Source organism: Nonomuraea sp. NPDC049309 (genome assembly GCF_043196965.1).
Taxonomy (GTDB): Bacteria; Actinomycetota; Actinomycetes; order Streptosporangiales; family Streptosporangiaceae; genus Nonomuraea; species Nonomuraea fastidiosa.
On record NZ_JBICSH010000001.1, the window covers coordinates 1,772,450 to 1,790,520 of the forward strand.

At 73.7% G+C, this 18,071-nt stretch carries 12 protein-coding genes; 4 read left to right on the forward strand and 8 right to left on the reverse strand.

What is annotated here, in order from left to right:
• Window positions 1–74: 74 nt before the first annotated feature.
• The gene (locus tag ACGFIM_RS08015) at window positions 75–962 is read right to left on the reverse strand and encodes a TIGR03619 family F420-dependent LLM class oxidoreductase (protein WP_393196466.1); all 888 of its coding nucleotides are present in this window, start codon (window positions 960–962) and stop codon (window positions 75–77) included.
• A gap of 158 nt (window positions 963–1,120) precedes the next feature.
• Between ACGFIM_RS08015 and ACGFIM_RS08020 the strand changes: the two genes are divergently transcribed.
• Both ACGFIM_RS08020 and ACGFIM_RS08025 read left to right on the forward strand, forming a co-directional pair.
• Complete coding sequence (locus tag ACGFIM_RS08020; RefSeq protein WP_393196469.1) at window positions 1,121–1,978, forward strand: phosphotransferase family protein; 858 nt, start codon at window positions 1,121–1,123, stop codon at window positions 1,976–1,978.
• A 59-nt stretch (window positions 1,979–2,037) separates the two neighbouring features.
• Complete coding sequence (locus ACGFIM_RS08025) at window positions 2,038–2,289, forward strand: zf-TFIIB domain-containing protein (RefSeq protein WP_393196472.1); 252 nt, start codon at window positions 2,038–2,040, stop codon at window positions 2,287–2,289.
• Between the two features lie 65 nt (window positions 2,290–2,354).
• Here the strand turns inward: ACGFIM_RS08025 and ACGFIM_RS08030 are convergent, their stop codons facing one another.
• Together ACGFIM_RS08030 and ACGFIM_RS08035 are read right to left on the reverse strand one after the other, a co-directional pair.
• Complete coding sequence (locus ACGFIM_RS08030; RefSeq protein WP_393196475.1) at window positions 2,355–3,221, reverse strand: hypothetical protein; 867 nt, start codon at window positions 3,219–3,221, stop codon at window positions 2,355–2,357.
• 142 nt (window positions 3,222–3,363) lie between these two features.
• Window positions 3,364–5,199 (reverse strand): ABC-F family ATP-binding cassette domain-containing protein, encoded by a 1,836-nt coding sequence (locus ACGFIM_RS08035; protein WP_393196477.1) that lies wholly within the window; start codon window positions 5,197–5,199, stop codon window positions 3,364–3,366.
• A gap of 422 nt (window positions 5,200–5,621) precedes the next feature.
• Between ACGFIM_RS08035 and ACGFIM_RS08040 the strand changes: the two genes are divergently transcribed.
• Window positions 5,622–7,379 (forward strand): AMP-dependent synthetase/ligase, encoded by a 1,758-nt coding sequence (locus tag ACGFIM_RS08040; protein WP_393196480.1) that lies wholly within the window; start codon window positions 5,622–5,624, stop codon window positions 7,377–7,379.
• 49 nt (window positions 7,380–7,428) lie between these two features.
• On the opposite strand, the gene ACGFIM_RS08045 is transcribed toward ACGFIM_RS08040, so the two are convergent.
• The 3 genes from ACGFIM_RS08045 to meaB form a co-directional block, all read right to left on the reverse strand.
• Complete coding sequence (locus ACGFIM_RS08045) at window positions 7,429–7,926, reverse strand: hypothetical protein (protein ID WP_393196483.1); 498 nt, start codon at window positions 7,924–7,926, stop codon at window positions 7,429–7,431.
• A gap of 175 nt (window positions 7,927–8,101) precedes the next feature.
• Window positions 8,102–10,387 (reverse strand): CehA/McbA family metallohydrolase, encoded by a 2,286-nt coding sequence (locus ACGFIM_RS08050; RefSeq protein WP_393196486.1) that lies wholly within the window; start codon window positions 10,385–10,387, stop codon window positions 8,102–8,104.
• 148 nt (window positions 10,388–10,535) lie between these two features.
• Window positions 10,536–11,495, reverse strand: a complete 960-nt coding sequence (meaB, locus tag ACGFIM_RS08055; protein WP_393196489.1) for a methylmalonyl Co-A mutase-associated GTPase MeaB — start codon at window positions 11,493–11,495, stop codon at window positions 10,536–10,538.
• A gap of 110 nt (window positions 11,496–11,605) precedes the next feature.
• Here meaB and ACGFIM_RS08060 point away from each other — a divergent pair, with 110 nt between their 5' ends.
• Complete coding sequence (locus ACGFIM_RS08060; protein ID WP_393196492.1) at window positions 11,606–13,861, forward strand: serine/threonine protein kinase; 2,256 nt, start codon at window positions 11,606–11,608, stop codon at window positions 13,859–13,861.
• A gap of 280 nt (window positions 13,862–14,141) precedes the next feature.
• Here the strand turns inward: ACGFIM_RS08060 and scpA are convergent, their stop codons facing one another.
• Together scpA and ACGFIM_RS08070 are read right to left on the reverse strand one after the other, a co-directional pair.
• Window positions 14,142–16,289, reverse strand: coding sequence for a methylmalonyl-CoA mutase (scpA, locus tag ACGFIM_RS08065; protein ID WP_393196495.1), 2,148 nt, complete (start codon window positions 16,287–16,289; stop codon window positions 14,142–14,144).
• On the reverse strand, window positions 16,286–18,031 hold the full coding sequence (locus tag ACGFIM_RS08070) for a methylmalonyl-CoA mutase family protein (protein WP_393196498.1): 1,746 nt from the start codon (window positions 18,029–18,031) through the stop codon (window positions 16,286–16,288). Before ACGFIM_RS08070 ends, scpA begins: the two co-directional genes overlap by 4 nt.
• Window positions 18,032–18,071: the final 40 nt, after the last annotated feature.

Genomic DNA, 18,071 nt, shown 5'->3' on the forward strand with positions numbered 1-18,071 from the left:
CTCGGCGTCGCGCAGGCCGACGAGGTGCCGGCGCCGCACGACGCGTTCCCGGTGAGCGAGGAGGCGTACGGCGGCTAGGGCGCGAGCGCCTCCAGCGCCTCCTCGGCTCTGCGCATCGCCTCCTTGGCGTCCGCGGACGCGATGTCCTGGTCGAAGTTGAGGTCGTGGAAGACGTCGGTGACGCCGGCCTCGGCCAGCGCGGCCACGTCGCGGCGGATCTTGCCATACGTACCCGAGAGCGGCCGCTCCTCGTCGGTCTCCCGCACCCGCGTCACGCCGCGCACCACGAACCTGAACGACTCCGGGTCGCGGCCCGCCGCCGCCAGCTCCTCCTTGATCATCCGGATCCTGCCGCCGATGGCCGTCAGGTCCTCCCTGCTGGAGCTGACCCAGCCGTCGGCCAGCCGGGCGGCCCTGCGCAGCGCGACGTCGGCCGTACCGCCGAGCAGGACGCGCGGCGGCCCCGGCTCCGGCTTGGGGTCGATGTGGGCGGGCGGCACCCGGTAGAACTCGCCGCTGTGCTCCACCACCTCGTCGGTCCACGCCCGGCGCAGCAGCTCGACGAACTCCTCGCCCCTGCGCCCCCGCCGCGCCATGTCCACGCCGCTCGCCTCGAACTCCTCCGGCAGCCAGCCCAGGCCGATGCCCGCCGTGACCCGCCCGCCGGACAGCGTCTGCAGGGTGGCGAGCTGCTTGGCCAGCAGGACCGGCGGCACGTACGCGTTGATCACGGCGACGCCGAGCCCGATGCGGCTCGTCATCCCGGACACGTGGGCCAGCGTGATCAGCGGATCGTGGACGGCGCGGTAGGTGGGCCCCATGCTGCTGCCCACCGGATAGAGCAGCCGCTGGAACGTCCACAGCTCCGCGTAGCCGAGCTCCTCGGCCCTGACGGCGACCCGGCGCACATGCTCCGGCGTGGCCCACGGCCCTGACACGGGTACGGCGAAACCAACTCTCATACGCCTAGTCTGACCGACAAGATCTCCCCTGGACAGCCGCCCGTCCTGAGTCCGGCGCCGCCCGCCGCGAGCGCGGCCGGGCCTTGCCGAACACGTGCGCCGCGGCCGGGCGCGATGATCGTCGCGGTGGCGGCAAGTGGCGGCAATAGGCTGGAGGCGTGGGCTTGGAGGAGGAGCTGGCGGGCATCGCCGCCGCGTACGGCGGGACGGGCACGCCCGTATGGCATCCGACGCGCACCGACGTGCGGGTCTTACGGCTGGGCGAGGTCGTGGTGAAGGCCCACTCGGCGCGCGACGACCCGGAGGCGCTGCGGCCGAGGCTGCGCGCGGCGGCGAGCGCCGCGCTGAGCGGCGTGATGCTCGCCCCGCTGGAGCCCGAGGTGCTGTCGGCGGCGGGCCGCGCGGTGACGGTGTGGCCGGCCGGGCGGCCCATCGCGCAGGACGACGACCCGGGCACCGCGCCCTGGGAGGAGGGCGCGCGGCTGCTGGCCAGGCTGCACGCCGTCCCGCTGACGCTGCTTCCCGCGTTGCCGCCGGCGGGCGGCCCGGCCAGGGCGGCGCGCGCGGTCGGTCGCATGCCGGGCGACGGGCCGGTGGAGCAGCTCATCCGGCGGGCGTTCAAGGAGCTGCCCGACCCGCCGCCCGCGCCGGGGCTGCTGACGCACGGCGACTGGCACCTCGGGCAGCTCGTCCACCGCGAGCGCTGGCTGCTCATCGACGTGGACGACCTCGGCGTGGGCGACCCGGCGTGGGACCTCGCCAGGCCCGCCGCCTGGTACGCCGCGGGCCTGCTCGAACCCGCCGTGTGGGAGCGGTTCCTGGGCGCCTACCTCGCCTCGGGAGGGCCGGCGCTCGGCCCCGGCGACGACCCGTGGCGCTGGCTGGACGTGCCGGCCAGGGCGCTCACCATCCAGCTCGCCGCGACCGCCGTCGTGAACGCCGGCCGCGAGGGCCGGGAACTGGACGAGGTCGAGCATTCGTTGATCGAGGCGTGCAACAGAATCGTCAGGGCGTGACGGGGTTGCGCGCGATGGCTTTCACCTTGAGACCTCGGAAGCTGAGGAGAGCGACTTAGATGCAGTGCCCCAAGTGCCGCGGAAACATGCGGACTTACGAGCGCAACGGCGTCCACATCGAGCAGTGTGACAACTGCCGCGGTATCTTCCTCGACTACGGCGAGCTCGAGACGCTGACCCGCCTGGAGGCCCAGTACCACGCGGCGCCCCCGCCTCCGCCCGCCCCCGGCCCGGCCTGGGGTGCTCCCCACCACGGCCACTACGGTCACCACCGCCACCGCAGCTGGGTGGGCATGCTGTTCTCCACCTGATCCGGGCGTCTTACGGGCCGCGCCCCCGTCCGGGGCGCGGCCTTCCGCGTCTCACGGGGTCCGGATCAGCCTGGGAAGTCGTCGGGGTCCACCTGCGTGGTGCGGGCGTTGCCGCCGCTGATGGCGTGCAGCGTGAGCCGCCAGTCGTGCCAGAGGATCTGCGTCGCCGTGTACGTCGTCTTGAACGTCACGGTCTTCTCGAACCGCTCGAAGCTGCAGTTCCGGGTGAAGGCGCCGGTCTTGCCGTCCCAGTCGGTGCCGTGCGTGAAGTAGATCTTGTACTTGCCGTCGCGCACGCCCTTGACCTTGAACGTCGCCTTCTTGCGCACGTACACGCTGAACACCTTGCTGCCGCCCCGCAGCGCGGTCACGACGGCGTCGAGGTTTCCGCCGTTGTCGATCTCCAGCGAGCTGCGGCCGTCGAGGGTGCCGCCCTTGCGGACGAACGCGCCGTTGCGCAGCCGCCGCGTGCGGCGCTCCCCGGCCTTGACGTTGACGACGTCGGCCGGGTAGTCGCCGGCGGCCTGCAGGGCGCGGCCCGCCTTGTCGAGCGCGGCCAGCTTGTCGCCGAGGTCGGCGAGCACGGCCGAGGAGGTGCACAGGTCGCGGGCGCCGACCTTGCCGGCCGTGGAGCCGAGTTCGGTGGCGACGTCGCGCAGGCTGGCGACGTACGCGTCGTGCTGGGCGCGCACGTCCTCGGGCGGCGTGATGGCGGCCAGCGCCTCGGCGGCGCTGGTCAGCGTCTCCTCGGCCTTGCCCACCCGCTGGTCGAGCGCCTTGAGCCCGCGCGCCTTGGCCAGACCGCTGATCGCCTCGGTCATCGCCTTGCGCCGGCTCTGCAGCGCCTCCTTGTACGCCTCGGGGGTCAGCGCCGCCTTCGTCCCGTCGCGTTCCGCGGGAGCGGTGCCCTCGCCGCCCGCGACGCCCGACACCTTCGACTCTCCCCCGGTCGGTGACTCTCCGGCCGGGGAGCACGCGGCGAGGGTCGTGAGGGTCGCGAGGGCGAGAAGACAGGAGATCAACCGGGGTGTAGCCACCTGCCACACTATCTCCGGATTGATCCCTAACCGTCAATCACGATTCCGACAGTCCCTCCTCACGGTCCTGCCGCAGCCAGCGGGTGATCCCGAGGGTCTCCAGGAACGGCATGTCGTGGCTGGCCACGATCAGCGCGCCCCGGTACGCCGACAGCGCCTCCGCGAGCTGCCTGACGCTGGCCAGGTCGAGGTTGTTGGTCGGCTCGTCGAGCAGCAGGAGCTGAGGCGGCGGCTCGGCCGACAGCAGCGCGGCCAGCGTCGCGCGGAAGCGCTCGCCGCCCGACAGCGTGCCCACCCGCCGCTCGGCGCGCTCCCCGCGGAACAGGAAGCGGGCCAGGCGGGCCCGTACCTCGTTGATCGAGGCCGACGGCGCCACGGCGCGGACGTTGTCCACCACGCTCAGCCGGTCGTCCAGCAGGTCGAGCCGCTGCGGCAGGTAGCGGACCGGCACGTTCGCGCCGTGCGCGACGATGCGCTTCAGCAGCGTGGTCTTGCCCGAGCCGTTGGGCCCGAGCAGCGCGATCCGCTCGGGCCCGCGCACGACCAGCCTCTCCAGCACGATCCTCCGTTCGCCCTCGCCTCCGTCCACCGGCCCCGCGACCGCGTTCTTCGACCCGCCCGCGCCGTCCGGCGGCCCGGCGATCGCGTCCACCGGACCATCGGCCCCGTCCGGCCGAGCGGTCGGCGCACCCACCGGATCGGCGGGCGGATCGAGCGGGGCCGAGGGGATGACGGACCTATCGGGCGAGGCGAAGGGGCCCACAGGAGGTGAGGCGGGAGGGCCCGCGGGAGGCGCGGCGTGGGGCCCGGCGGGCGGATCGAGCGGGGCGGCGGGCGGGTCGAGGGGCAGGTCCAGGATGATGCGGCCGGCGGGGACTTCGGTGCCGGGCAGCTCGATGCGGATCTCCGCGTCGTCGCGCACCGCCTGTTCGGCCTCGCGCAGCCGCTCGCGCGCCTCCGCCAGGCGCTCCTCGTGCAGGGCGCGCTGCTTGCCCGCCGTCACCTGGGCTTTGCGCTTGAGCGCGCCGGCGGCCATCTTGCTCACCTTCTTGTTCTCGAACGCCTTCCGCCCGGCTCTGGCGCTCCGCTCGAGCCTGGTCCGCAACTCGATCAGCTCGCGCTGCTGCCGGCGGACCTCGCCTTCGGCCGTGCGGACGCCGCGCTCGGCGGCCTCCTGCTCGGCGGCGACCTGCTCCTCGTACGCGCTGAGGTTCCCCCCGTACACGCGGACGGCGCCGTCGCGCAGCTCGGCGATCTGGTCGACGAGTTCGAGCAGCGCCCTGTCGTGGCTGACGACGAGCAGCACGCCCTGCCAGGCGGTGACGGCGGCGTAGAGCCGCTGCCTGGCGTCGAGGTCGAGGTTGTTGGTCGGCTCGTCGAGCAGCAGCACGTCCGGGCGCTTGAGCAGCTGCGCGGCGAGCGCGACCATGACGGCCTCGCCGCCGGAGAGCGTGCCCACGGTGCGGTCGAGCCCGATGTGGCCGAGCCCGAGGCGGTCGAGCTCGGCGCGGGCGCGTTCCTCGACGTCCCAGTCGTCGCCGATGACGGCGAAGTGCTCCTCGGCCACGTCGCCGCGCTCGATGGCGTGCAGCGCCTCCCGCTTGCGGGTGATCTCCAGCAGGTCGGAGACGGTACGGCCGGCGCGCAGCGGCACGGTCTGCGGCAGGTAGCCCAGTACCCCGGAGACGGTGACGGACCCCGAGCGCGGGGCCAGCTCGCCGGCGATGATCCGCAGCAGCGTGGACTTGCCCGACCCGTTGAGCCCGATGAGCCCGGTACGTCCGGCGGGGATCGCCGCGTCGAGTTCGTCGAGCACGGACGTGCCGTCCGGCCAGGAGAAGGACACGTGATCCACGACAATCGAAAACGCCATAAAAAGCGGCTCCCATCACAAAAGTCGGAAATTTCGCGACTTTGCGGGAATCACCGCATGCGCACGCGCCAGCGTGGAGGCTCGAAAGAAGAATCCGCGGCCGGGAAGGGCGAGGATCCGCCGGAGGTCCAGGTGACGCGCGCACGCCCAGACGCGGCCCGCGGCCGGGGCGAGCCCACGACGGGGTGCCCGGGACGGTGCTCACGGCAGGGCGGGACGGCGCGGTGCCCGCGACCTCAGATCCTCAAATCTGCTGCCCTCACGGATCGGCGACAGGACGGGGGGAGCTTACGCGAAAAGCTCTGGCCAGGCAAGACGCTTCTCCGCCGGAGAGCGCGGGCAGCGCAGCGGCTCATCGACCATCGACGGAAAGGCCGCGATCACCTTACAGTCGGGGCCAACCACCCCCCAGGAGGTCAGGCATGTCCAGCATTCCCTCCCTGCTGCGCGACCGGATCGCGGCCACCCCCGACGCCGAGGCGTACCGCGTGCCCTCGGACGACGGGTGGGTCTCGCTGACATGGCGCGAGGTGGGCGACCGGGTACGCGGGCTGGCCCTGGGCCTGGCGAAGCTCGGCTCCGGCCCGGGAACCCGCGTGTCGATACTCTGCTCGACCCGTCTCGAGTGGATCCTGTGCGACCTGGCCGTGCTGGCCACCGGCGCGGCGACGACCACGATCTACCCGTCCAACACCGCGGCGGAGGCCGCGTTCATCATCGGCGACTCGGGCAGCACGCTCGTCATCGCCGAGAACGACGACCAGGTCGCCAAGCTCAGGTCGGTGCAGAAGGAGCTGCCCGGCGTCACGAACGTGATCGTCATCGACGGCACGCCCAGCGACGACGGCTGGGTGATCCCGCTCGGCTCGGTCCACTCGGACGAGGGCGACTATGACGCCATGGTGAACGCCATCGCCCAGGGCGACCTGGCCACGCTCATCTACACCTCGGGCACCACCGGCCGCCCCAAGGGTGTGGAGCTGACCCACGACAACTGGCTCTACACCGCCGAGGCGATCCGCGAGATCCGCATGATCTCCGCGTCCGACCTGCACTTCCTGTGGCTGCCGCTGTCGCACTCGTTCGGCAAGCTGCTGGAGGTGGTGACGATCGGCGAGGGCGTGCCGACCGCCATCGACGGCCGCCTCGACAAGATCGCCGAGAACCTCGGCGTGCTGCGCCCCACGTTCATGGCGGCGGCGCCGCGCATCTTCGAGAAGATCCACAACACCGTCGTGGCGAACATGCGCAACGAGGGCGGGCTCAAGCTGCGCATCTTCGAGTGGGCGCGCAAGACCGGTATCAGGGTCGTACGGGCCCGCCGGCGCGGCGTGCCGGTGCCGCTCACCACCCGCATCGAGTACGCGCTCGCCGACCGGCTGGTCTTCGCCAAGCTGCGGGAGCGGTTCGGCGGCAGGATCCGCTACTTCATCTCGGGCGCGGCCCCGCTGTCGCAGGACATCGCCGAGTTCTTCGACGCCGCGGGGCTGACCATCCTCGAGGGCTACGGCCTGACGGAGTCGTCTGCGGGCACGTTCCTCAACCGGCCGGAGTCGGTCAAGTTCGGCACGGTCGGCCTGCCGCTGCCCGGCACCGAGGTGCGCATCGCCGAGGACGGCGAGATCCTCATCAAGGGGCGCGGCGTCATGCGCGGCTATCACAACCTTCCCGAGGACACCGCCGAAGCGCTGGAGGACGGCTGGCTGCACACCGGCGACATCGGCGAGCTGGACGACGTGGGCCGGCTGCGCATCACCGACCGCAAGAAGGAGCTGATCAAGACCTCGGGCGGCAAGTACGTCGCCCCGGCCTACCTGGAAGGCAAGATCAAGGCGGCCTGCCCGTACGTATCACACGTGTTCGTGCACGGCGACCGCCGCAACTACGTCACCTGCCTGGTCACCCTCGACATGGAGGTGGTCCGGCCGTGGGCGCAGGCCAACTCGCTGCCCCTCGACCCCGGCGAGCTGCGCGAGCACCCGCGCATGCGGGCCGAGGTCGAGAAGGCGATCGATCAGGTGAACGCGGGCGAGGCGAGCTTCGCCACGGTCAAGAAGTTCGCCATCCTGGGCAGCGACTTCACGGTGGAGACGGGCGAGCTGACCGCCAGCCTCAAGATCAAGCGGAAGGCCGTCGAGGAGCGCTACGGCAGCGTCCTCGACGGCTTCTACGACTCCTGAGAACCTGAGGATCTCACGACGGTCCGCTCACGGCCGCCGGGCGCGGCTCTCAGCACCCGCTTGGCGCCCGGCGGCGAGCGCACCAGGTAGGCCGGCCCCAGCACGGCGGGGGCGCGAGCACCAGCATGATCGCGAACTTGACGATCGCGATCGCCTCCAGCGGGCGGAGCGCATATCCGAGCCCGGCCGGCACCAGCGGGTGGACGATGTGGACGGTGAAGCGTGCTGGGCGAGGAAGCGCCCGCGCGGCCCCTGCGTGTCGAATCATGCTGATCGCGAAGGCCGTCTCCCACAGCGCGGTCAGCGCGGCCGAGACCACCCCGGCCGTCATGAGGGAGGCGGGCAGCACGGTCGCGGTCGACACGGCGGCCGCGATCAGCCCGATCCGGCCGGCGCGCGCGGGCAAGGAGGTGTACCAGCCGCGCCGCCAGGCCACGCATCCGGCCCCGAACATGGCGGCGTGCTGCGGCAGGAAGTGGGGCGACGGCAGGCCGAGCACGGGCACGTACGAACCGATCGGCACCCGGATCCGCCACACGGTGGTCACCGCCGCGAGCCCCAGCGACGGCGGCCGACCGGGTGACGGCCATGACGCGGACGTCGAAGTCGCGGAACTCGCCGCTCTCCTGGCTGACACAACCGGCCGGCTTTCCCGCTCCGCAGGCCCCGTCCATGCGAACGGGCCCGCCGGCGGCGGGCCCGTGTCCTCGATGAGCCGCGGGTCAGGGCTCCAGACGGTTGAGGTAGACCGTCCTGGCCTGCTCGAGCAGGGACATGTGATCGCCGAACTGGTACGGGCTCACCAGCCGCCCGTGCTGGCGGATCAGCTTCTCCAGCAGGTCGAGCCACTCCAGGCACCACAGCACGTCCTCGCGCCTGGCCACCGGCCTGCCGTCCACGTTCACGTAGACGGGGCTGGTCAGCGCGTACCCGGTGGCGGTGAGCGTGCGCGGGTGCGGCTCGCAGAGCGCCTCGGCCACCACGTACGTGGGCGCGTCCAGCGTCAGCTCGGCCGTGACCGTCAGCACGTCGTCACCGCCGTCGCGGCCGGCGGGGGCCAGCCGCTCGGCCCCCGCCCGCACCCCCTCGGCGGTGCGGATGCGGACCGCCACCACCTCGGGCCCGACGGCGGCGGCCGTGACCGTGACCCGGTCGCCCTCCGTCGCGTGGATGACGTGGCCGGGGCCGTGGCCGTTGACGTCCAGCTCGAGCCACGGCCCGGTGGTGGCGAACGTGCGGCCCGCGCGTACGGCGGCGGCGAACGAGCGCGCGGTCAGCTCGCCCTCGACCTGCGCATAGACGCGGGCCCAGCCGGGCGGGTTCGAGTGGGTGTCGGAACGCGTGAACGAGATCATCGCGTCCGTGCCCGCGGTGACCGCCAGCCGGTTGCCCGCGCCGATCAGCCGCCGGTAGACGGCCGCCGTGGCCGGGATGGAGGCGTGGGTGAGCACGTCGAGGCTGTCCACGAGCCCGAGCGCGGCGTCGGCGACCAGCTCGCGGGCGGTGCAGTCGCGCGGCACCGGCGAGACCACGCCGGACGGCGGGTCCCCGTCGGCGATCGCGCCTTGAAAGGGATGGCTGTAGCCGACGAGCGCCCCGAGACCGCGCAGCTCGCGCAGCCCGTCGGCGTTCGGCGGCCAGTCGGCGTCGTCCTCGAACCCGGTGTGGTAGCGGCCGGGGGCGGCGCGCGGCGCGAACGCGTAGACGTGGCCGAGCAGGTCGTTGCGGTACTCGACGCCCATCCTCGCCACGTGCGTGGCGTCCGACCACGGCAGGTCGCGCCCGGTCCAGTGTTCGAGCGCCTCCCTGTCGTAGACGCGGCGGCCCGACACGTTGCCCGCCAGCAGGTTGAGCACGTGCAGGTCCTCGCCGAGCTGCGCGGCGGCCGCGTCGGCCGGCACGGCCACCAGGTCGCCCGTCCCGTTGAGGTGGACGTGCAGGTCGCCGCCGTACCAGCCGCGGGCGGCGGCGTCGTACAGGCGCTCCGGGGCCAGCTCGACCAGCCGCTCGGTGCCGGGGGCCGGGGTGAGCGCCAGTTCCCGCTCGCCGTACTCCATGCCCCGCGCCACCCGCACGGTCAGCGGCAGGCAGGGGACCTCCACCACCAGGTCGTCGCCGTGGAAGTACGGGCGGCCGTGGTAGTCGTAGCGGTGCGGCACGCCGTCGGGGAACCAGCCGCTGCCGTCCTCGGCCACCACGCTCCACCGGCACGGCATCCCCGCCGACAGGCGCAGCCTGGCCGCGAGCACGGGGCGCAGCAGGCTGTCCAGGCGTACGCGCTCGCCGTCCACTGTGATCACGCTGTCCCGGTCCGCCTCCGCCAGCCAGGCGCCGCGCGGCGCGAGCACCCGCTGGGCGCCGTCCACGCTGACCGTGCAGGGCTCGTCGCGCCGTGAGTCGAACAGCAGCGAGATCCGCTCCACGCCGCGTCCCGGCAGCGGCGCCCGCGCCCCCGGCCAGGGTGCGGCGGAGCCTTTCCGCCCGGCCGCCTCGGCGGGTTCCCCCCCTGCCTCCGCACGCCGCCCGACCGCCTCCGCGCACTGCCCGACCGCCTCCGCACGCCGCCCGACCGCCTCCGCGCACTGCCCGACCGCCTCCGCACGCCGCCCGACCGCCTCCGCACGCCTGCCCGCCGTGTCCTCCGCGGTGACCAGCACCGTGCGCGGCGCGCCCTCCAGCGAGACCGCGCCGGGCCCGATGCGGACGGCGACGAGGTGTCCCGGCAGCTCCCCGTCGAGGGTGTCGCGCAGGACGCGGTCGTAGTCGGGCTCGGCGAGCCGGGCGGCGAGCCGGTCACCCGGCTCGTCCGGATGCTCGTCCGCCACGGCCTGGTGCACCAGGGTCCAGAAGCGGTCGAAAAGCGCAGGCGGCAGAACCTTCCGCCGGGCGAAGAACTTCACGTAATGGATCTCCGGTTCTCCCCAGGTGATGCCGTGGCGGCCGAGGAGGCGGCCGTACTCCTCGAGCTCGTCGGTCACCCTTCCGGGCAGCATCGAATCCGCACCCATGTGCGCCCCTCCCCCACGTCGGTTGCGCGCCATCGTGGCATGGATCACAGGAAGGTCTCGCCGGGCCGGAGCGGGGCGGAGGGGGAATCCTCATCCCCGGGAGAGGTATCTCCACCTGAGGGGTTCCGAAGCTGCTCCCCCTACCCGATCAGGATCGGGTGAATGCGGACAGAATGCGCTCCGCGGCCAGCGCGGGGGTCAGCTCGCCCGCCAGCACGGCGCGTTCGACCTCGGCGCTGATCTCCGCCACCCGCGGGTGCGTGCGCAGCTCGGCGAGCAGCCGGTCGCGCACCAGCGCCCACGTCCAGTCCACCTGCTGGCTGCGCCGCTTGGCGGCCAGGTCGAGGCCGTCCTGGTGGTCGAGCACCTTCTTCCAGACCTCGTCCAGCCCCTCACCGGTCAGCGCGCTGCAGGTCAGCACGGGCGGCGGGGCCGAGTCGGTACGCAGCATGCGCAGCGCGCCCGCCAGCTCGCGGGCCGCCTTCTTGGCGGCCAGCGCGTACTCGCCGTCGGCCTTGTTGACCGCGATGACGTCGGCCAGCTCCAGCACGCCCTTCTTGATGCCCTGGAGCTGGTCGCCGGTGCGGGCCAGGGTCAGCAGCAGGAACGTGTCCACCATGCCGGCCACCGCGGTCTCCGACTGCCCGACGCCGACGGTCTCCACCACGACGACGTCGAAGCCGGCCGCCTCCACCACGACCATGGCCTCCCTGGTGGCCTTGGCCACGCCGCCGAGGGTGCCCGAGGTGGGCGAGGGCCTGATGAAGGCGTTGGGGTCGGCGGCCAGGCGGGCCATGCGGGTCTTGTCGCCGAGGATGCTGCCGCCCGTCCTGGTGGACGACGGGTCCACGGCCAGCACGGCGACCTTGTGCCCCTCGCCGGTCAGCTTCGTGCCGAGCGCGTCGATGAACGTGGACTTCCCCACACCCGGCACGCCGGACACGCCCACCCTGCGGGCGTGCCCGGTGAGCGGGGTGAGCTCGACGAGCAGCCGCTGCGCGAGCGCGTTGTGGTCGGCCCTGGTCGACTCGACCAGCGTGATCGCGCGGGCGATCCACGTACGGGAGCCGACCCGTACGCCCCGGACGTAGTCCTCCAGCGCGTGCACCCCACCACCCCTTTCTTCGCAGTTGATGAGCCTAACTTCTGACAAATGTTGACTTTTGCCAGTAGGGTGCTGGAGTTCGTTTCACAGCCGTCACAGGAGTCACTCCCCTCATGCCCAACGTCGAACCCCTCCGCGAGGGCGACCCGGCAGCGGTGGGGCCCTACCGGCTGGTCGGACGCCTCGGCGCGGGCGGCCACGGTGTCGTCTACCTCGGCCAGGCGCGCAACGGATCCCCTGTCGCCGTCAAGCTGCTGCGCGAGGACCTCGCCGTGGACGACCGCCTGGCCGCGGCCGTCGCCGCCGCGCGCAAGGTCGAGCCGTTCTGCCTCGCGCGGGTGCTCGACGCCTCGACCAGCGGCAGGCCGTACATCGTCTCCGAGTACGTGGACGGGCCCTCGCTGCAGCAGGCCGGCCGGCGCGGCGGGGCGGAGCTGCAGCGGCTCGCCGCGGCCACCGCGACCGCGCTCGACGCCATCCACCAGGCAGGGGTCGTGCACGGCGACCTCACGCCGTCCAACGTGCTGCTCGGCCCGGACGGCGCGAAGATCGTGGACTTCGGCTTCGCCGCGGTCCTCGGCTCGGGCATGAAGGCCACCAGCAACATCGTGGGGACGCCCGCGTACATGGCGCCCGAGCAGCTCGCCGGGCGGCCGGTGGGCGCGGCGGCCGACGTGTTCTCGTGGGCCTCGGTCATCGTGTTCGCGGCGACCGGCGTGCCGCCGTTCGGCGACGACGCGCTGCCCGCCGTGATCAACCGCATTCTGCACGACGAGCCGGAGCTCGGCGAGCTGGAGCCGCCGCTGCGCGACGTCGTCACCGCCTGCCTGGCCAAGGACCCGGGCGCGCGGCCGTCCATGCGCGACGTGCTGCGGAAGCTGACGGCGCCCTCCCGGAGCACCCTCGCGCCGCACGCCGCCCCCGACGCCTACGACACGCCCGACCGGCAGAACGTGCCGCCGCTGCCGCGCCGCAGGCCCGCCGAGGCCACCACCCGCGACCTCGGCCCCTCCGCCCAGGACGCCCCGTCCGGCCGTCCGGGCGCGGCCCAGGCCGGCGAGGCCCGTGACGTCCAGGCACATGGGAGCGGGCACCCGGGTGAGGAGCGGCGCGGGCCCGAGCAGGGCGGGCACGACGTGAGCGCCCAGAACGGCCGGACGGCCGCGTCGCTGCAGGCGCTGTTCGACCTGTCGTCGCCGGTGGAGCCGCCGGCCGGCACCCGTGATCGGCGAGGGGGCGCCGTGCCGCTGGGCGCGCCGGTCGCCTTCGACGCGCCGCCGGCGGGTCCGCGGCCGGCCCGCGGCCACGCCGGTCCTGACGGCTCCGGCGGCAGGGCGGGCGCCCGCGGCTTCGAGCCGGCGTCCCCACGGCCCGGGTCCGGCGACCGGGCGGGCGGACAGGGCGCGGCCGCAGGGGGCTCCGGCTCCGCGGCGGCGCACGGACGTCCCGGCTTCGCGGACGCGGCGAGCGGGCGCGGCCCCACTTCGGGCGGCCCCACCTCGGGCGGCCCCACCTCGGGCGGCCCCACCTCGGGCGGCCCCGCATCGGGTGGCCCCGCATCGGGTGGCTTCGGCGCCACGCCGGGCGGGTTCGCGGGCGCGCCCGGCGCGACGGGCAGCCTCATCGCCGCCGTCGGCCAGGGCACGGCGGGCGGACAGGCGGGCGGCAAGACGGCGAACGGCCAGGACAGCGACCAGGGAACCGGGGACGGCGCGGGCGGCCACGAACAGCCGGCGCCCCGCCCGTCGCGGCGGCGCCGGGTCAAGACGCTGGCCATCGCGGCGGTCTCCGGCGTGTCCGTGTGCGTGCTGGCCGCCGCGATCATCTGGCTCACCCCGACCGAGCCCACCCCGAAGACGGGGAACGTGCCGGCCACCGGCAACGTCCCCACCACGCCCGCGGCCACCCGGCCCGCCACCGCGCCGGCCGAGCCGCCGTCGTCGTCCGAGGACTCGGCGGACGCCGGCGCCCAGCGGTCCACCGCCGACCCGGCCGTCACCGCGTCCACCCTGCCGGCCGACGACCGCAAGACGCAGCCCGCGTCGAACTCGGCGAACCGGCTGAGCCTCGTCTACGTGCGGGCGGGCGGCACTAGGAGCGGCGACTGCTGGTCGGGCGGCCAGGTCACGCTGCAGGCCCTGGTACGGCGCAGCGGCGCGGCGACGTCGTTCACCTACACCTGGCTCGTCGACGGCACCGCGATCGGCCGCTCCTCGGCGCTGATCTCGGCGAACGGCGAGCGCTACATCGCCGCGCCCCGCACCCTGCGCAGCACCGGCGGCGTGCACCGCGTGACGCTGCGCATCACCGCGCCGGTGGCCGTCGAGCGCACGGTCTCGGTCCCGATGTGCGAGCAGGGCACCTCCTGAGTCCCGATGCGCGAGCGGGGCGCCTGCCGACGCCCGCCACCTGAGCCGCCCGTACCGGCCCTCCCACGCGACCCAGGTCACCGGCCCCGCTCAAGCCCTCGGCCGACGCCCCCGGCCGCCCGGCTGAGCGAGGCCATCCGTCGCCCTGCCGCCCCGGCGGCCGCGCCGCCGCGCGGCGCCCTTCCCCGGCGCCGCACGAGCGCGTCCGGAAGGGCGCCCCAGGCGGACGAGTGGCGCGCCGCGAGCCTTCTTGTGCCGGCGGCGCTTCGCGCGCCCCCTCTCACCGCTGGCGCTTGCTGAGCTGTTCCAGCAGGTCCAGGGCGGCGTCGGCGATGACGGTGCCGGGCGGGAAGATGGCGGCGGCACCGGCGGCGCGCAGCGCGTCCTCGTCGCCGGGCGGGATGACGCCGCCGACGACGATCATGATGTCGGAGGCGTCGAGCGCGGCGAGCGCCTCGCGCAGCGCGGGCACGAGCGTGAGGTGCCCGCCGGCCAGCGTCGAGACGCCGACGATGTGCACGTCGGCCTCGACCGCCTGCCTGGCGACCTCCTCAGGGGTCTGGAACAGCGGGCCGACGTCGACGTCGAAGCCGAGGTCGGCGAAGGCGGTGGCGATCACCTTCTGGCCGCGGTCGTGGCCGTCCTGCCCCATCTTGGCGATCAGGATGCGCGGCCTGCGCCCCTCGGTCTCGGCGAAGGCGTCGCAGGCGCGGCGGGCCCGCTCGATGCCCTCGGCCTGGCCTGACTCATCGCGGTACACGCCAGTGATCGTACGCACCGGCTCGGCGTGCCGCCCGAAGACCTTCTCCAGGGCCTCGGAGATCTCGCCCACGGTGGCCTTGGCGCGGGCGGCGTCCACGGAGAGCTTGAGCAGGTTGTGCTCCAGGCCGGGCTCGGGGTGCGAGGCGGCCTTGGTGAGCGCGTCGAGTGCGCGGCGCACGGCGTCGGGGTCGCGCTCGGCCTTGAGCCTGGCGAGCTTTTCGAGCTGGCTCGCCCGTACGGCGCTGTTGTCGACCTTGAGCACCTCGATGGGGCGGTCCTCGTCGGCGCGGTACTTGTTGACGCCGATCACCGGCTGCCTGCCGGAGTCGATGCGGGCCTGGGTGCGGGCGGCGGCCTCCTCGATGCGCAGCTTGGGCAGCCCCGCCTCGATGGCCTTGGCCATGCCGCCGGCCTCCTCGACCTCCTGGATGTGCCGCCAGGCGCGTTCGGCGAGGTCGTGGGTGAGGCGTTCGACGTAGTAGGAGCCGCCCCAGGGGTCGATGACGTGCGTGGTGCCGGACTCCTGCTGCAGCAGGAGCTGGGTGTTGCGGGCGATGCGGGCGGAGAAGTCGCTGGGCAGGGCGAGCGCCTCGTCGAGCGCGTTGGTGTGCAGCGACTGCGTGTGGCCCTGGGTGGCGGCCATGGCCTCGACGCAGGTGCGGGCGACGTTGTTGAAGACGTCCTGGGCGGTCAGTGACCAGCCGGAGGTCTGGCTGTGCGTACGCAGGCTGAGCGACTTGGGATTCTTCGCCCCGAATCGCGAGACGAGCTTGGCCCACAGCAGCCGGGCGGCGCGCAGCTTGGCGACCTCCATGAAGAAGTTCATGCCGATGCACCAGAAGAACGACAGCCGGGGCGCGAAGCGGTCGATGTCGAGCCCGGCGGCGATGCCCGCGCGCAGGTATTCGACGCCGTCGGCGAGCGTGTAGGCCAGCTCCAGGTCCAGCGTGGCGCCGGCTTCCTGGATGTGGTAGCCGGAGATGCTGATGGAGTTGAATTTCGGCATCTTCTCGCTCGTATAAGCGAAAATATCCGAAATAATGCGCATCGAGGGGGCCGGTGGATAGATGTAGGTGTTGCGGACCATGAACTCCTTGAGGATGTCGTTCTGAATGGTCCCCGCGAGCTGCTCGGGCGCGACGCCCTGCTCCTCCGCCGCCACGATGTAGAGGGCCAGGACGGGCAGCACCGCCCCGTTCATGGTCATGGACACCGACATGCGGTCGAGCGGGATGCCCTCGAAGAGCTGCCGCATGTCGTAGATCGAGTCGATCGCGACCCCCGCCATGCCCACGTCGCCCGCGACGCGCGGGTGGTCGGAGTCGTAGCCGCGGTGCGTGGCCAGGTCGAACGCCACCGACAGGCCCTTCTGCCCGGCCGCCAGGTTGCGCCGGTAGAAGGCGTTGGAGTCCTCGGCGGTGGAGAAGCCGGCGTACTGGCGGATGGTCCACGGCTGGTTGACGTACATGGTGGGGTACGGCCCGCGCAGGTACGGCGGCGCGCCCGGATAGGTCCGCAGGAAGTCCAGCCCGTCCAGGTCGGCGGCGGTGTAGAGCGGCTTGACCGCGATGCCCTCGGGCGTCTCCCACACCTCGCCGTCCGGCTCGGGGGCCCCCGCGGGCTCGGGCAGGGGGCCGAGCGGGATGCCGGAGAAGTCCGGGATCATCGGGTCACCTCCAGGTCGTCGAACGTCTCGCGGAGCACGGCCAGCACGTCGCAACCGGCGTAGAGGTTCGCGTCCACCCCCTCGTGACGTCCCTTCCCGGCCAGCCACACCTTCTTCGCACCGGCCCTGCGCAGCGCGGCGGCCACGGCGGCGGCGTGCTCCTCGTAGAGCCGGTCGGTGGAGCACAGGCAGGCCACGGAGGTGCCGGCGGCGGCGAACGCGGCGGCGATCCGCTCGGGGTCGGTGCCGGGCCCCGACGTCTCGACGGCGAGGCCCCCGGCCTGGAACAGGTTGGCGGCGAACGTGGCCCGCGCGCTGTGGGCGGCCAGCGGGCCGATCGTGGCCAGGAACACCTTCGGCCGCTCGGGCTGGGCGTCGGCGAGGTCGCGCAGCCGCTCGTACGGCTCGGCGTAGCGGATCCTCGGCAGCCCTGATGCGGACGCGCGCGGCGCGGGCGCGCCGTCGCGGCGCAGCGGCTGCTCGGCCGGGTCGGGGAACTCGCTCACCCCGGTGATGGGGAAGCGGCGGTGCGCGATGTCGTCGTCGCGGCGCGCGCGGGTGGCGGCGATGCGCTCCGCGATCAGCGTCTCCGCCTCCAGGATGCCGCCGGCCGCCTCGATCTCCTGGAAGAAGGACCAGGCGGCGGAGGCGAGGTCGTCGGTGCGGCGCTCGACGTACCAGGAGCCGCCCGCCGGGTCGATGACGCGCCCGAGCCCCGACTCCTCCAGCAGCAGCGACTGGATGTTGCGGGCGAGCCGCCGGGAGAAGCCGTCGGGCAGCCCGAGGCAGGCGTCGAACGGCTGCACGGTGATCGCCGCGGCCCCGCCGGCCCCGGCGCCGAAGCAGGCCAGGGTGGTGCGCAGCAGGTTCACCCAGGGGTCGCGGACGGTCATCATGGCCGAGCCGGTGACGGCGTGCTGCCGCTGGCCGCCCGCGCCGGGCGCGCCGCAGACCTCGGCGACCCTGGCCCACAGGCGGCGCGCGGCCCGCAGCTTGGCGATGGTGGCGAACTGGTCGGCGGTGGCGGCGTACCGGAACTCGATCTGGCCGAGCGCCTGCTCGGCGCTGAGCCCCGCGGCGGTGAGCGCGCGCAGCTCGGCGACGCCCGCCGCGATCGAGCAGGCCAGCTCCTCGGCGTCGCTGCCGCCCGCGTCGTGGTACGGCGTGGCGTCCACGGTGACGGCCCGCAGGTCCGGGTACCGCTCCAGGCAGCGCCGCGCCAGCTCGGCCCCGCCGGTGCCGCGCGCCGCCGACGCGCCCAGGTTTCCCGACGGCGCGACGCCGCGCTCGGCGGCCAGCGCGAGCAGGGCCTCGGCGGCCTCGGGGGTCTGCTCCCCCGCTTCCAGGACGACGGGTGCGAGGTCCAGGTAGACGTCCTTGAGCACGGTGCCGAGCGCGCTCACCGGGATGGCGTCGTCGCCGACGACCAGCCAGAGCGAGGTGACGCCGTTCTCCAGGTCGGAGAGCACGGCATCGGGGTCGGGCACGGCGTGCCGCTGCCGCACGTCCCAGCCGCCGCGCACGCGCGAGCCCCGCACGTAGGGGGCGGCGCCGGGACGTCCCGGGTCGCCGGGCAGGTCGTCGGCGTCGTAGAGCGGCGCTATGGTCAGCCCGTCGTACGTCGTCCTGGACAGCGCCTGCTCCGGGGAGTCCGTCTCGATCCCCGACTTGCGCAGCACCGCCGCGGCCAGCGCCCGCCAGTCGTCCCGTGAGGTGGGAGCGAACCCCGCTGCCAGTTCCATGATTCGGATAGTAGGCGTAACCACCCGAAACCAGTAACCC